The following is a 14,318-nucleotide window of genomic DNA, read 5'->3' as shown; positions in this document are numbered from 1 at the left end:
CCGGGGCGGCGGTGGTCCGCCGGTTCACCGGAGAAGGCGGAAGCCGACCCGGTCGCCAGGGCACAGCTGGGCGGCTCCGGCGAGGTCGGCCGAGACGAGGACGGCGATGACCGGGTAGCCGCCGGTCGGTGGATGATCGGCAAGGAAGACGATCGGCCTCCCATCGGGGGGCACCTGCAGAGCTCCGGTGACCATGCCCTCGCTGGGCAGCTCCGCGTCGCGGGCGCGTTCCAGGCGGACGCCCTCCAGCCGCACGCCGACCCGGTTGCTGTCCTGGCTCACCCGGTACGGCTCCGCGCACAGAGCGGCCAGCGCGCCGGGGACGAACCAGTCGTCGCGGGGGCCCGGCAGGACCCGCAGCACATCCGGCGGAGGCGTGGATAGCGGTGCCGCGTCCACGGTGATGAGGGGAAGGCCGTCGGTCGGCCCCACGGGCAACACCATGCCGGGGCGGAGCGGGGGAGGGCCGAGGCCAGAGAGCGAGTCGGTCGATCGGCTCCCCATGACGACGGGCGTGTCGACACCGCCCCGGATCGCGACATAGGTCCGCAGGCCGGCGGTGGGGGCCGCCGTACGGAGTTCGCCGCCTGCCCGGACCCAGAACGGCGCCCCCATCCCCTGCGTGACCGTCCGGCCGGACCACAGCAGTTCCAGAGCGCAGGGAGCCCCGGAGACGGCGACCCAGGCTCCGGCGTCGAAGCGCAACCAGGCACCGCCGAAGGTCAGCTCGATCCCGGCGGCGCTCTCCGGATTGCCGACCAGGCGGTTGGCCAGCCGCAGGCTCGGAGCGTCGGCGGCACCGGAGCGGGGCACGCCGAGGTGGCCGTAGCCGGGACGGCCGAGATCCTGCACGGTGGCGTACGGGCCCGGCACGATCACCTCGATCATGGGTCGGTGACCGCCTGGAAACGCACCCGTGTGCCCGGAGTCAGGACAGTGGGCGGATCGGCGGCCACATCCCACACCGCCAGCAGAGAGCGCCCGAGCAGCCGCCAGCCTCCGGGCGAGGCCGAGGGGTAGACCGCCGAATAGGGGCCGGCGATCGCCACGGCGCCGGCGGGCACCGCGGTCCTGGGGGTGGACAGCCGGGGCACGTGCAGTGCCGGGTCCAGCCCGGTGAGGTAGGCGAACCCCGGGGTAAAGCCGAGCCAGCCCACCACGAGCTCCCGCCCGGTGTGCCGCTCGACCACCTCCCGCGCGGACAGCCCGCTCAGGGCGGCCACGTCGTCGAGATCGGCGCCGTCGTAGACCACCGGGACCGTCACGGGTCTCCCTGCCTGGAGGGTGCCATCGCCGGCGTCGCAGGCCGTATCCAGGAGGCGGGAGAGCCGGGAGCGGAGCCGGGACAGGTCGGTGCCCGGCGCGGTGACGAGGACGGTCGCCGGGCCGGGCACGATCTCGACCACCCCGTCCGGACGATCGGCCCGCAGGAGGGCGTCCAGCCGGTGGGAGGCCTCCAGCGAACCGGTCTCCACCAGCAGGGCGTCCTCACCGGCCCGGCGGATCACGTGAACGCCTTCAGCGTCACGCCGGCCGCGATCAGGCCGTCGCGGACGGCCCGCGCCAGCAGCACGGCATCCGGGGTGTCGCCGTGCACGCAGATGGAGCGCGCGTCCACCGGGATCTGCGAGCCGTCCACCGCGGTCACGGTACGGGCGGTCGCCATGCGCACGGCGCGGGCTGCGACGGTGACGGGGTCGTACACGATCGCGCCGGGGGAGCGGCGGGGGACCAGGGTTCCGGCGGGGGTGTAGGCGCGGTCGGCGAAGGCCTCGGTGACGGTGGTGAGGCCCTCGCGGGCGGCGACCTCGTGGACGGCCGAAACGGGCAGGGTGAGCATCGGCAGGCTGCGGTCGTAGTCGACTATGGCCGCCACCACCGCCTCTGCCTGCTCGGGGTCGCGGCAGATCCGGTGGTAGAGCGCGCCGTGCGGTTTGACGTAGGAGACCCGGCCGCCCATCGCCCTGGCGATCCCGTCCAGCGCAGCCAGCTGGTACAGCACCTCGGCGCAGAGCTCCTCCGGGTCCACCTCCATCTCGCGCCGCCCGAATCCGGCCAGGTCCCGGTAGGACACCTGGGCGCCGATCATCACGCCCCGGTCCACCGCGGCCGCGCAGGTGCGGCGGATGATCAGCGGGTCGCCGGCATGGAAGCCGCAGGCGATGTTCGCACTGGTCACCACGTCGAGCAAGGCCGCGTCGTCACCCAGCAGCCAGTTACCGAAACCCTCGCCGAGGTCGGCGTTCAGATCGATCATCAGGGCTCACCTACATCGGGGGCTCGTCGGGAATGTCAGAGATGTCGTCAAGGGCCACGGCCAGCTCCTCGGGGTCGTCCCCTATCCGCTCGGCGATCTCGATCAGCACGTGCAGCACGTCATGCCGGTCGTGGCCGAGATCCAGCAGCCGCTGGGCGGCCTCCCAGAGCTGCGGCGGGTCCCCCTCCCAGAGCCGGCCGGCGATCTCCTCGTGCCAGGCGAGATGCTCGTCGTAGTCCGGCCTGCCGAGTTCGCCGCCGTGGTCGATGCCCAGCAGGATCCGTCGGTCGGTCTCGTCTGCGGGGTTGAGCAGGTCGAGCTTCACCTCTCCATGTGTACCCAACAGGAACGGGAAGGCGAACACCCGCCGGGCCAGCGCCGACAGGTCGCCGTCCGGCAGCAGCCGCTCCAGCAGGTCGCGATCGAGGCCGAAGGCGGTCGGGTCGCGGTAGGCCTCGGCGAACTTGGCCGTCGCCTCCCAGATCGCGTCGAGTGTGGCACGTAGGCCCTCGTCGGCCAGCCCGGTCCGGCACGCGGCGAAGCGCGCCCAGGCCCCCAGCACGTACGGCACCGCCTCCTGCTCGGCCGGGCTGAGCAGGACCTTGCGCGGCAGCCAGTCCAGCAGGAACGTCTGGCACTTGGTCGGGCTCACCCGCAGCGGGCGGCCGAAATCCTGGTCGCAGCCGTAGTCGATGATGTGGTCGGCACAGCGTGAGGCCGCCGAGGGGTCCGAGAGGTGCTCGGCCGCGTCCGAGGAGAGGAACTCCGCCGCCAGCATCGCCCGGCGGTCGCGGCTGTAGGGCGCCTCGATGTGGAGAGGGGCCGGGCGTTTGCGGCCAGGCGGCAACGCCTTGATCCGGGACCGGGCGAAGGCGTGGTAGGCGCTGTAGCTGTCGCTGACCGGTGCGGTCGTCCTGCGGTCGCCGTACTCCAGGGTGGCCTTCATCGCCGATTCGAGCAGCGCCCTGGCCTGCTGCGGCTCTATCTCCTCGAACCTCAGCATCGGGTTGGCCTCGGCCTCGGCCTCGGCCTGCTCCAGCAGCTTCTCCACGTGTGAGGAGACCCAGGCGTCGCGGGCGATCCCGCGCATGTTGTGGTCGACGATCACGACCAGCGCGTGTCGGTCCTCGCCGCTGTCCGTGCCCCGGTAGGCGAAGGTGCACACCACGGTGTCCTGGTCGCCGTAGGCGTCGCGGGAGACGAAGCACCCGGTCGGCTTGACCGCACCCAGCCGGTGGGCCCAGCGGGGCCTGGCCACGTCACGCTCGATGAGTGCCAGTGCCGCCCCCTCGGCCTTGGCGGCCTGACGGGCGGTGCCGAGATAGGCCAGTGCGATCAACAGGGTCAGAGCGGCGGGTGATCCGGCCTTGGCCGCGTAGTCCACCAGCCCCTCGCCGAGAACCTGCTCGGCGTCCCCGCGCCGGAGGCGCCGCCCCCACCAGGCCCCGACCATGTCGGAGACCATGAGTTCGGCGTCCAGCGGGCTGCGCACGGCCAGCAGTTCGCGAGCGGCGACCAACATCTCGGAGAACACCTCGTCCGGCGACTGGCTCTCTCTGGGATCTCGACGGTGTCGCCGGCTCAAGCGGCCTCCTCCGTCGGCCGTATGAGCCCGGTGCCGTTGCGCTGGTCGGCTCGCTCGCTCTGCTCGCTCACGCCCCAACCTTCTCGCATTCCCGGGCCAGACGGTGCGTGGAACACGGCCCGGTAACCCCGATGTTACCGGGGACTCCGCGGTGGCGGCGCGGAGTTCACGAGGGCGAGCAGATGCTCGCGGGCGACACGTTCGACCATCTCGGGTGTCGCGTCGACCCCGAGGTGCTCGGCACAGGCCCGTACGTCGGCCACACACCGTGCCACGGTGTCGAGCGGAACGGTGACGAACTCAGCGGTCAGAGTGCTGCTCACCGGGTCGCGGAACGTCGTGCCGCCGGCGAAGCTGATGGCGAGAGCGGGCATGTGTCGCATTCTCCGGTTTGCCCGGGGAGCATCCCCCGGATGGACGACGGGGACGTGCGTTCTCATTCCACAACTTATCGAGCGAGTGTCAAGCCTTCCATGCGCAACATGCGAAGCTGACTCCAATCCTGACTCGATCTGTCGACTCCGAAGTAAACGAGTGTCCCCGAAGGGGGAGCCAAATCGCCAATCAGTCAGTAGCCTGATCTTGCTGGGGTGCCGACGGAGATGAGGTGGGCAGTTGTCGGGACGGTCCGGCTTGATCCTGCTAGGGTCCTGGCCGCATACGTTCGAAGGCGTCAGCGATGATCACGCCGGCCTTTCGAAGGGGTAGTGGGAGCGACGTCAAGCTCAGGCCGGCTCAGGTCGGCGGGGGCGAGGGCGTGAAGCAGGCGGGAGGGTCCGGAACCGGACCGCTCGCACCGCGGTGCGGTTGTTGCCGCGACCCTCGAGAGGGGGCGGGCACGGTGGGGAACAGCGCCATCGTCCGGCTCCGGCGGAACGGGGGCCGGGTGACGCCCATGCCGGGAACACGGCACGTCAACGCGGAACCCCTGGTCTCCGGACCGGGAGGGTCCGTAGTATGCGCCGACCACATCATCGGCGGGACTTCCGTCCGCACGCACCCATCGCCGATGATGTACTGCAGGATCCGGTCCCCCGGAGCCGCGCTACGCCAATTCGCAAGTTTGGAGATGTGCCTCGTGGGAGACCCTGGCACGCGACGGAGGTGCCGACCATGAGCGCCGAAACCTCCGTGCCCCGTCCCCGGGAGTCGGGTGTGGACATCTCAGACCCTGGCCTGTTGCAGGGCCTGTTGTCGCAGTCGCCGTTCGCCTTCGCGTTCTTCGACCCCGAGGGCCGCTTCCAGCGGGTCGACGAGGTCTTCGCCGACGTGGTCGGCCTTCCGATCGAGCGTCTGGTCGGCCGGGCGCCGGGCGAGTTGCTCTCCGCCGACCTCACCGCGCTCGTGGAGGGTTCGGTCCGCGGCGTCGTCGAGGGAATCCAGGTCGAGACGGACCAGCGGATCCGGGTGCGCACCGCCGACGGGCAGACCCATCACTGGTCGCTGACGTTCTCCCCGATCCATGACGACAAGGGCACGCTCCGCGCGGTCTGCCTGGTCGGTGTGGACATCACCGAGAGCAGGCAGGTCGAGGAGGACCTGCGGCGCAGCGAGGAGCGCTACCGCTCGCTGGTCGAGGCCCAGTCCCAGCTCGTGTGGATCACAGCCCCGAGCGGGGCCGTGGTGGAGGACGCGCCGCAGTGGCGCGCCATCACCGGCCAGGGCCTGGAGGAATACCTCGACCATGGCTGGCTGGAGGCCGTCCACCCCGACGACCGCCCGCACGCGGAGGAGGCCTGGAAAGAGGCGCTACGCGGCCGGATCATGTTCGAGTGGAACTACCGGGTCCGCACCCGTGCCAGCGGCTACCGCCACTTCGAGGTGCGCGCGGTCCCGATCATCCGCCATGGCCGGGTGGTCGAGTGGGTGGGCGCCAACACCGACGTCACCCCGCAGCGCGAGGCCGAGGAGATGCGCGGCCGGCTCACCGACCAACTCGGTGCCGCCGCTCTGCGGACGGCGCGGCTACAGGGTGCCACGGCGCTGCTCGCCGAGGCGTTGACCGTCGAGCAGGTCGTCCAGGTCATCATCGACGTGGGCCGTACGGCACTGGCGGCCGACCGCTCGGCCGTGGCCTTGCTCGATGTCGACCGGGCCGCACTGAAGCTGGTCAACAGCGGTGGCATCCCGGATGTTCCCGGAGCGCCCGGCGAGGAGATCCCGCTGTCGCACTCCAGCGTGATGACCATGGCGGTGAACAGCCGCCGTCCGGTTTTCGCCGAATCACCTGACAGCCTGCGCTCCCAGCTCGTGGCCGCCGGAGGCGACGAGGGGACCGTCAACGACTTCGTCACCCACAGCGACGAGCGGGCCTGGGTGGGCCTGCCACTCCTGGCCGCGGGACGCGCGCTCGGCGCGTTGCGGTTCTCCTTCACCCGCCCGCAGAAGATCTCCCAGGAAGACGGCGTGTTTCTGGAGGCACTCGCCGGCCAGTGCGCCCTGGCCGTCGAACGGGCCACCTTGTTCGAACGGGAACACCGCACCGCCGAGACGCTCCAGCGCAGCCTCCTGCCCGATCGCCTGCCGGTGGTGCGCGGCCTCGTGCTGGCCCAGCGCTTCCGCTCGGGAAGCCGTCACGTGCAGGTCGGCGGCGACTGGTACGACGCGTTCGTGTTGCAGGACGGCCGGGTCGCGGCGGTCGTCGGCGACGTCATGGGCAAGGGTGTCAAGGCAGCGGCCGGCATGGGCCGTATCCGCAACGCCATGCGGGCCCTGGCGCTGACCAACCCGCCGCCCGCCGCGGTTCTCACCGGCCTGGACAGGGTCTTCGAGGCCACGGAGGAGGAAGAGCAGGTAACGACCCTCGCCTACATGGTCGTGGAACCCGGCACGGGAGAGGGGACGCTGGCGCTGGCCGGTCACCCACCTCCCCTGCTGGTCTCACCGCAGGGTGTGCCGCTGCTGTGCGAAGGTGAGCCCGGCACACCGCTCGGCTGGCCGACCAGCCGCAGGCAGTTCCGGTTCTGCGTCCCACCGGGGCACACTGCCGTCCTGTATTCGGATGGTCTGGTGGAGAACCGGAAGCGTGGGCTGGATGCCGGACTCGCTGAACTTTGCTCTGTTGTGACCGAAGCGCCACCCGAAGTCGTGGGAAGCCCGCACATGTTGCTGGATTTCCTTGTGGACCGGATGCTGTCTGGATATGAGCAGGATGATGACGTTACGGTGCTCGCGATTCACGTTCCTCTGGCCACGAAGAGTGACTGAATGAAACAGTCATAAGGGTTGCTTTCGGGTATCGGTGCCTCGCTTCCGTACGCACTACTCTCTTGGTCGGCCTAGGGTGGAGGACAACCGCCAGGAGGCGGCCGTATGGATCACGGTGTCGTGTCACAATGCTGGACAGGTGCGTCGCGGTTCCGCGGCCCTGTTCATCATCACAACTAGAGCTATCCGCCCCTAGTGGGCATCTTGGTCCATTCTCGTCACGCTTTCCTTCGAGAGGTGTCCGTGTCGCCTGCAAGTTCGACTCGCTCGAAGCCATCCGAGCTGAACGAGCCCGTCATTCAGCAGCTGATGGAGCGGGGGCGCTCGCAGGGGTTCCTCGAGTCCGAGGATGTCCGCAAGGCCGTCGAGGAAGCGGACATTCCGATGGCGCAGGTCGCTGGAATCCTGCGCAGCCTCAGCAAAGAGGGCATCACCGTACGGCTGACCGCTGAGGATTCCGCGGCTCCCAAGAAGTCCCGGACTTCGAACAAACGCCGTACCCCTGCCGCTCCCGCCGCAGTTAAGAAGACCAAGACCGCCGCGGCGGCCAAGGAGCAGCCGGAGACCGTCACCGCGGTCGTCGGCGGCTCCGAGCCCGCGCCCGCGGCCAAGAAGCCGGCGGCTCCGGCCAAGAAGGCCGCCCCGGCAGCCAAGAAGCCCGTCTCAGGCCCGGCGAAGAAGACCGGCCCCGAGACGTCCGCGCCCACGGCCGCGTCCGCTCCCAAGCCGAAGTCGGCCGGTGGCGAGGACGACGAGGTCATCGACCTTGAGGACGATGTCGAAATCGAGGACTTCGACCTTGAGGTGGAGGTCGAGGTGGAGGTCGAGGCCGAAGTCGAGGCCGAGACCGAAGAGGAGCCGAAGGTCGAGAACGTCTCGCAGAACGAGGACGAGGTCCTCATCCTCTCCGACGACGACGATGACGCTCCCGTGCCGCAGGTCGCCGCCGCCGGTGCCACGGCCGACCCGGTCAAGGACTACCTGAAGCAGATCGGCAAGGTCCCCCTGCTCAACGCCGAGCAGGAGGTCGAGCTCGCCAAGCGCATCGAGGCGGGCCTGTTCGCCGAAGAACAGCTCGGCACCGATGGAGACCGGCTTCCGGTGGATGTCCGCGCCGAGCTCGAATGGATCGCCGAGGACGGTCGCCGCGCCAAGAACCATCTGCTGGAGGCCAACCTCCGCCTGGTGGTCTCGCTGGCCAAGCGCTACACCGGCCGTGGCATGCTCTTCCTGGACCTGATCCAGGAGGGCAACCTGGGCTTGATCCGCGCGGTGGAGAAGTTCGACTACACCAAGGGTTACAAGTTCTCCACCTACGCCACGTGGTGGATCCGGCAGGCGATCACCCGCGCCATGGCCGACCAGGCGCGGACCATCCGCATCCCGGTCCACATGGTCGAAGTGATCAACAAGCTGGCCCGCGTGCAGCGGCAGATGCTTCAGGACCTCGGCCGTGAGCCCACTCCCGAGGAGCTGGCCCGCGAGCTCGACATGACCCCTGAGAAGGTTGTCGAGGTCCAGAAGTACGGTCGTGAACCGATCTCTCTGCACACCCCGCTGGGTGAGGAGGGGGACAGCGAGTTCGGTGACCTCATCGAGGACTCCGAGGCGATCGTCCCGGCCGACGCGGTCAGCTTCACGCTCCTGCAGGAGCAGCTCCACTCCGTTCTCGACACCCTGTCCGAGCGCGAGGCCGGTGTGGTCTCGATGCGGTTCGGCCTCACCGACGGTCAGCCGAAGACGCTGGACGAGATCGGCAAGGTCTACGGGGTGACGCGCGAGCGCATCCGGCAGATCGAGTCCAAGACCATGTCCAAGCTCCGTCACCCGTCCCGCTCCCAGGTGCTGCGCGACTACCTGGACTGAGCCCTCGGGCGGAGGGTCCACGCCGTACGGTGTGGACCCTCCGATCCCGAGATGATGTGGTACCCGGCGTCTCACGGGCCGTCGGGCTGAGGTATCGGACGGTGGGGCCGGATCGACGCCGTCCTGCCGTTCCGGGTCAGACCATGACGTCCAGGGTCCACGGCCGCCTGCCGGTGGGGGTCTGGCTGAGGCTGACGGCGTGGCCGAGGCTGTCGAGGACCTTGACCAGTTCCTCCGGCGTCTGCGGGTCGCCGTCTCCTTCCAGGAGGGAGCGGGCGATCACCCCTCGGGTGGCCTTGGCCATGTGGCTGACGACCTTGCCGTCCCTGAGCACCCGTACCGCCACCGCCCGGCGACCGGGCTGCCAGGCCGCCGCGTAGGTGCTGGAACGCAGGTCAACCACCAGGCCACTCTGAGCGTCGAGTGCCGGGGTGACCGTCCGGCGCCAGTAGGCTCCCAGGCCGCCCATCGGTGGCAGCTTCGCGCCCATGGACAGACGGTATGGCGGCACTCGGTCGCCGATCCGCAGCAGACCCCAGAGCCCGGAGAAGATCACGAGGCTCTCCGCCGCCCGTCCGGTTGCCGCGGGGGACAGGGATGCCAGGCCGAGATTGTCGTAGAGCACCCCGGTGTAGAGCTCGGCGGCTGTCAGTGTGGGCGCGGCCCGCAGCTCCCGGTTCTTGCCGATCTCACCGAGCTGCCCCGGGGACAGCCCCAGCACGGCCTGCGCCTCGGGCCCCTCGCAGAGCGCGACGAGCGCGTTCACGACGGCCTCCCTGGGTGCTTTCAGAGACGGGAAACTCAGTCGGGACAGGTCGAGGGCCGGGCCGTTGCCCAGCCCGGCCTTTCCCTCCGAGGGCGGAAGCAGAATCAGCACAGTCGCCGAGCGTAGTGCGACGTCCGGAGCCTGGGATCCTCGGACGCGACCGATGGAACCTCCGACCGTCCTGTCGATCAGGCCTGGCCGGCCGTCCATCGGGTGGAGGCGGGGGGACGGGCGGGAAATACTGCGCGCCCTGCTCTCACATGGGCGAGAGCAGGGCGCGCAGAAGGCATATTTGGTTGCGGCGGAGTCGAACACCGCAGCCCGGTCGCTCTACGAGCAGCAGGGCCTCACGGTGTCGGGCCGATATCACTATCGGGTCCGACGACCCCTACCGTCCGTCGTTTCCTGCGGTTGAAGAGGTGTCGCTGAGGCGTGCCGACTCGTCCTGGATGTCGGCGCCCTTGGCTCTCAGCACAGCTACGTGCTGTCGCCCGTGGTGGGCGCAGAAAAGCAGCTCCCCACCTACGGGCAGGGTCGCGCGGATGTAGGCCTGGGCGCCACACCGGTCACAGCGGTCCGTGGCCTTCAGCTGCTTGGCGGGGGCGAGGGTTCCAGTCACGTATCGCCTTTCAGGTCATCCCCTTGCGGAGGATCTGGCGTCAGTCACTTGAAAGAACATCTAACCTCATGCGAACCTTCCCAACCGACCCCCCGCTACGCCGAGAGCGGAAAATATCCGAAAGTAACGGCGGCCATGCCGGAAGTAACGCTGTTGGCTCCCCGATGGCAAGCTTGTACGCGGTGCGGCGGGAAGAACGGTAGGCTGCGCACACGTGTTCGAGCAGAGTGGGAGTGGGTGTGACCGCAGTTAGTGTGGAGGCGGGTTATACAGCCCGTCATCTGTCGGTGCTGGAGGGTCTCGAAGCCGTCCGCAAGCGCCCGGGCATGTATATCGGGTCAACCGACAGTCGCGGTCTCATGCACTGCCTCTGGGAGATCGTGGACAACGGCGTCGACGAGGCCCTGGCCGGCTACTGCACCCGCATCGAGGTCGAGCTGTACGCCGACGGGTCGATCGAGGTGCGCGACAACGGCCGTGGCATCCCTGTCGACATCGAGCCGAAGAGCGGCCTGGCCGGGGTCGAGCTCGTCTACACCAAACTGCACGCGGGCGGTAAGTTCGGCGGTGGCTCCTACGGCGCCTCGGGTGGTCTGCACGGCGTCGGCGCCTCCGTGGTCAACGCCCTGTCCTCCCGGCTGGACGTCGAGGTCGACCGCGACGGCCGGATCCACGAGATCAGCTTCCGCAGGGGTGTTCCGGGGGTCTTCGACGGCGCTGGGCCCACCGCCAAGTTCAAGAAGAAGTCCGGCCTGCGCGATGGCGGCCCGCTCGCCCGCAAGGTCACCGGCACCCGCGTCCGCTTCTGGGTGGACCACCAGATCTTCCTGCCCGAGGCCGAGGTCTCCCTCGACGAGATCCACGTCCGGCTCCGCCAGACCGCCTTCTTGGTCCCCGGCCTCACCCTGGCCGTGCGCGACAGCCGCGGTGAGGAGACGGTCGAGGAGGAGTTCCACTTCGGGGGCGGCATCTCGGAGTTCACCGAGTTCCTCGCCCGCGACGAGGCCGTCTGCCAGGTGCTGCGGCTGCAGGGCGTGGGCCACTTCCACGAGACCGTGCCGGTCCTCGACAACCTGGGGCACATGACCCCCACCGAGGTCCAGCGCGAGCTCACCGTGGACGTCGCGCTGCGCTGGGGCAAGGGTTACGACACCACTGTCCGCTCCTTCGTCAACGTGATCGCCACCCCCAAGGGCGGCACCCACGTCAACGGCTTCGAGCGCGCCCTGGTCCGCACACTCAACGAGCAGCTGCGTGAGACCCGCCTGCTGAAGAGCAACGACGCCCCGGTCACCCGGGAGGACATCCTGGAGGGCCTCACCGGCGTGGTGACCGTCCGGGTGCCCGAGCCGCAGTTCGAAGGACAGACCAAGGAGGTCCTGGGCACCTCGGCTGCGTCCCGGATCGTCTCCCACGTTGTCTCCCGTGAGCTCAAGGAGCTGTTCGCCAACCCGTCGCGCGCGCTCAAACCGCAGCTGCGTGCGGCCCTGGAGAAGATCGTCGCGGCGGCCAAGGCCCGCATCGCCGCCCGCGAGCACCGTGACAACCAGCGGCGCAAGACCGCCCTGGAGAACTCGGCGCTACCGGCCAAGCTGGTCGACTGCCGCAGCGACGACGTTGACCGCAGCGAGCTGTTCATCGTCGAGGGTGACTCGGCGCTCGGCACCGCCCGCGCGGCCCGCGACTCGGAGTTCCAGGCCCTCCTGCCGATCCGCGGCAAGATCCTGAACGTGCAGAAGGCGTCCGTCGCCGACATGCTCAAGAACGCCGAATGTGCCGCGATCATCCAGGTCATCGGGGCGGGCTCGGGCCGCTCGTTCGACATCGAGGCCGCACGCTACGGCAAGGTCATCCTGATGGCCGACGCCGATGTCGACGGCGCGCACATCCGCTGCCTCCTGCTCACTCTCTTCCACCGTTACATGAAACCGATGGTCGAGGCCGGTCGCGTCTTCGCCGCGGTCCCCCCGCTGCACCGGATCGAGGTCACCAACCCCGGTCGCGGCCAGAGCAAATACGTCTACTGCTACTCCGACGCCGAACTGCACCGGATCCTGCGCGACCTGGAACGCCGTGGCAAGCGCTGGAAGGACCCTGTGCAGCGCTACAAGGGCCTGGGAGAGATGGACGCCGACCAACTGGCCGAGACGACCATGGAGCCTCGCCACAGGACTCTGCGCCGGGTCAGGATCGAGGACATCGAGGATGCCGAGCGCATCTTCGCTCTTCTGATGGGCAGCGACGTGGCCCCGCGCAGGGAGTTCATCGTGGGCAGCGCGGCCGAGATCGACCGCGACCACATCGACGCCTGACCACGCTTCCCGCGAGGTCGGGCACGGCTGCCGGCCCGCCACTTCCCGGGCGGGACAGGTCGCCGTCGATGAGTCCGGCTACCGGGCCGGCCGGTGTCCCACCAGGCTCCGATCGTCCGTAGGACGGCGCTGCATGTCAACCGGCATGATCTTCCCGGTGCGGACGTCGTAGATGGCGCCGCCGACGGCCAGGTCCGGCGGGAGGAACGGGCTGGTCCTGATGCGTGTCAGGTCGTGGCGCAGGGCGGCGTCCTGGTCGGGGACGGTGTGAAACTCCAGGCTCCGGGTGTCGACGCCGTGCTGGGCTGCGAGCTCGTGCACGTCGTCATCGGTGGCTTTCGACATGCCGCAGTCGGTGTGCGGCATGACCAGCACCCGATTCACATCCAGAAGATAGACCGCCAGTACGAGCGTCCGTAGCACGTCGTCGGTCACCCGAGCTCCGGCGTTGCGCAGGATCTTGGCGTCGCCGGCTTTCAGGCCGAACACCCCCAGCGGATCGATGCGGGAGTCCATACAGGTGACCACCGCCAGGCCGCGTGCTGCCCTGCCGGTCAGCGCGGCGTCTGTGAACGTGGCGGAGAACTCTTCGTTCGCGGCCACCAGGTCGTCAAAGGAACTCACGGGCACCCTCTTCGGTCAGCGGATCAACTGGCTAATAATCCCGCATACCCATTTCATGAGAGCTTTTGGGTGCCCTCTCCGGCCCGACTCAGGAAGATCTCGCAACCAATCTTCACTTTGAGTGATGATACTGTAACGGAAAGTGTCGAAAACTGGAGAGGGTTATGAGCCGGATCGAATCCCTGGCCGAATATCTGCGTGCCGAGGGCAGGCGGAAGCTGGACCGGGTGGAGGTCCGCGACGGAGGGCGCAACGCGCGTTCGGCGCTCGCCCTGCTCGACGCGGCCGCCTACACCCGATCGCTCGGTGACGACGACCCGCTGGTGGCCGTCCTCGCCGAGGCCGGGTGTTTCGGCCCGGGCGGCCTCGATGGGTTCCAGCCGGACCCGCAGGTCGCGGGGCTCATCCGTTCCTGGGAGTCCGGTGAGCCCTGGCAGTTGCTGATGGCGATCCGTTTCGCCCTCCAGGGCTCGCTGACCTGACCAGAACGGCTCGCCGTCCGGTCCTCGAGGGTGCGGTCGCAGCGGTTGTGTCGGTCTTGGGCGCCCTGTGCGGGCGGGGCATGTCCGGCGCCAAAATACGTTGAAACTCCAGGCAACACCACCCTAGATTCATTGACGGTGACACCTGGGAGGTAAACTGATCATGGCAATCGCGCTCATGCGGTCGATCGTCCTCGACTGCCCGGACCCCAAGCGCCTCGCTGACTTCTACCGTGCGCTCCTGGACTGGGAGATCACCTATGTTGAGGACGACTGGGTGGTCGTCACCAACGGGCAGCCGGGGCGGCTCTGCTTTCAGCTCGCCGAGGACCACCAGCCGCCCGACTGGCCCAACCCCGACCGGCCCCAGCAGTTCCACCTTGACCTGACGGTGGACGATCTCGACGTGGCCGAGGCCGAGGTGCTTGCACTGGGCGCGGTCAAACACGCGCACCAGCCGGGCGAGAACGACGGTTTCCGCGTTTTTCTCGACCCGGCTGGGCATCCGTTCTGTCTCTGCGTGGACTGAGGTCCTCCGCGTGGGCCAGGGCGTCCATGTAAGCGGTGAGGGCCTGCACGGGATACGTGCGTGCCACGCAG

The 14,318-nt window shown here is 69.0% G+C and carries 14 protein-coding genes; 6 read left to right on the top strand and 8 right to left on the bottom strand.

Translation table 11 applies throughout. From position 1 onward, the window contains the following. Window positions 1–24: 24 nt before the first annotated feature. The 5 genes from ACIN94_RS23980 to ACIN94_RS23960 all read right to left on the bottom strand — a co-directional run bounded on the left by ACIN94_RS23980 (window position 25) and on the right by ACIN94_RS23960 (window position 4,216). Window positions 25–888 (bottom strand): biotin-dependent carboxyltransferase family protein, encoded by an 864-nt coding sequence (locus ACIN94_RS23980; RefSeq protein WP_400709866.1) that lies wholly within the window; start codon window positions 886–888, stop codon window positions 25–27. Further along, window positions 885–1,508, bottom strand: coding sequence for an allophanate hydrolase subunit 1 (locus ACIN94_RS23975; RefSeq protein WP_400709863.1), 624 nt, complete (start codon window positions 1,506–1,508; stop codon window positions 885–887). Before ACIN94_RS23975 ends, ACIN94_RS23980 begins: the two co-directional genes overlap by 4 nt. Then, complete coding sequence (locus tag ACIN94_RS23970) at window positions 1,505–2,260, bottom strand: LamB/YcsF family protein (protein ID WP_400710156.1); 756 nt, start codon at window positions 2,258–2,260, stop codon at window positions 1,505–1,507. Before ACIN94_RS23970 ends, ACIN94_RS23975 begins: the two co-directional genes overlap by 4 nt. 7 nt (window positions 2,261–2,267) lie before the next feature. Further along, window positions 2,268–3,779, bottom strand: coding sequence for a hypothetical protein (locus ACIN94_RS23965; protein WP_400710153.1), 1,512 nt, complete (start codon window positions 3,777–3,779; stop codon window positions 2,268–2,270). Between the two features lie 197 nt (window positions 3,780–3,976). Then, a complete protein-coding gene (locus ACIN94_RS23960; protein WP_400709860.1) occupies window positions 3,977–4,216 on the bottom strand; it encodes a hypothetical protein in 240 nt (79 codons plus the stop codon). A 739-nt stretch (window positions 4,217–4,955) separates the two neighbouring features. Here ACIN94_RS23960 and ACIN94_RS23955 point away from each other — a divergent pair. Continuing rightward, window positions 4,956–7,049, top strand: a complete 2,094-nt coding sequence (locus tag ACIN94_RS23955; RefSeq protein WP_400709857.1) for a SpoIIE family protein phosphatase — start codon at window positions 4,956–4,958, stop codon at window positions 7,047–7,049. A gap of 243 nt (window positions 7,050–7,292) precedes the next feature. Next, window positions 7,293–8,915: an RNA polymerase sigma factor gene (locus ACIN94_RS23950; RefSeq protein WP_400709854.1), complete on the top strand. Its 1,623-nt coding sequence runs from the start codon at window positions 7,293–7,295 to the stop codon at window positions 8,913–8,915. 136 nt (window positions 8,916–9,051) lie between these two features. Here the strand turns inward: ACIN94_RS23950 and ACIN94_RS23945 are convergent, their stop codons facing one another. Continuing rightward, on the bottom strand, window positions 9,052–9,792 hold the full coding sequence (locus ACIN94_RS23945; protein ID WP_400709851.1) for a YaaA family protein: 741 nt from the start codon (window positions 9,790–9,792) through the stop codon (window positions 9,052–9,054). A 52-nt stretch (window positions 9,793–9,844) separates the two neighbouring features. Between ACIN94_RS23945 and ACIN94_RS23940 the strand changes: the two genes are divergently transcribed. Continuing rightward, complete coding sequence (locus ACIN94_RS23940; RefSeq protein ID WP_400709849.1) at window positions 9,845–10,096, top strand: GNAT family N-acetyltransferase; 252 nt, start codon at window positions 9,845–9,847, stop codon at window positions 10,094–10,096. Here the strand turns inward: ACIN94_RS23940 and ACIN94_RS23935 are convergent. Continuing rightward, window positions 10,070–10,300: a hypothetical protein gene (locus ACIN94_RS23935; RefSeq protein ID WP_400709846.1), complete on the bottom strand. Its 231-nt coding sequence runs from the start codon at window positions 10,298–10,300 to the stop codon at window positions 10,070–10,072. The two genes, ACIN94_RS23940 and ACIN94_RS23935, sit on opposite strands and share 27 nt — an antisense overlap. A gap of 239 nt (window positions 10,301–10,539) precedes the next feature. Between ACIN94_RS23935 and ACIN94_RS23930 the strand changes: the two genes are divergently transcribed. Then, window positions 10,540–12,612: a type IIA DNA topoisomerase subunit B gene (locus ACIN94_RS23930; RefSeq protein WP_400709843.1), complete on the top strand. Its 2,073-nt coding sequence runs from the start codon at window positions 10,540–10,542 to the stop codon at window positions 12,610–12,612. Between the two features lie 78 nt (window positions 12,613–12,690). Here ACIN94_RS23930 and ACIN94_RS23925 read toward each other — a convergent pair whose 3' ends face one another. Further along, window positions 12,691–13,236, bottom strand: coding sequence for a beta-class carbonic anhydrase (locus tag ACIN94_RS23925; protein ID WP_400709840.1), 546 nt, complete (start codon window positions 13,234–13,236; stop codon window positions 12,691–12,693). 164 nt (window positions 13,237–13,400) lie between these two features. Here ACIN94_RS23925 and ACIN94_RS23920 point away from each other — a divergent pair, with 164 nt between their 5' ends. Both ACIN94_RS23920 and ACIN94_RS23915 read left to right on the top strand, forming a co-directional pair. Then, window positions 13,401–13,718 (top strand): hypothetical protein, encoded by a 318-nt coding sequence (locus tag ACIN94_RS23920; RefSeq protein WP_400709838.1) that lies wholly within the window; start codon window positions 13,401–13,403, stop codon window positions 13,716–13,718. 163 nt (window positions 13,719–13,881) lie between these two features. Further along, the gene (locus ACIN94_RS23915) at window positions 13,882–14,247 is read left to right on the top strand and encodes a VOC family protein (protein WP_400709836.1); all 366 of its coding nucleotides are present in this window, start codon (window positions 13,882–13,884) and stop codon (window positions 14,245–14,247) included. The last annotated feature ends 71 nt before the right edge of the window (window positions 14,248–14,318 follow it).

This window comes from Streptosporangium sp. NPDC087985, assembly GCF_044741965.1.
Classification (GTDB): domain Bacteria; phylum Actinomycetota; class Actinomycetes; order Streptosporangiales; family Streptosporangiaceae; genus Streptosporangium.
This window is presented reverse-complemented; position numbering and strand designations above follow the sequence as displayed.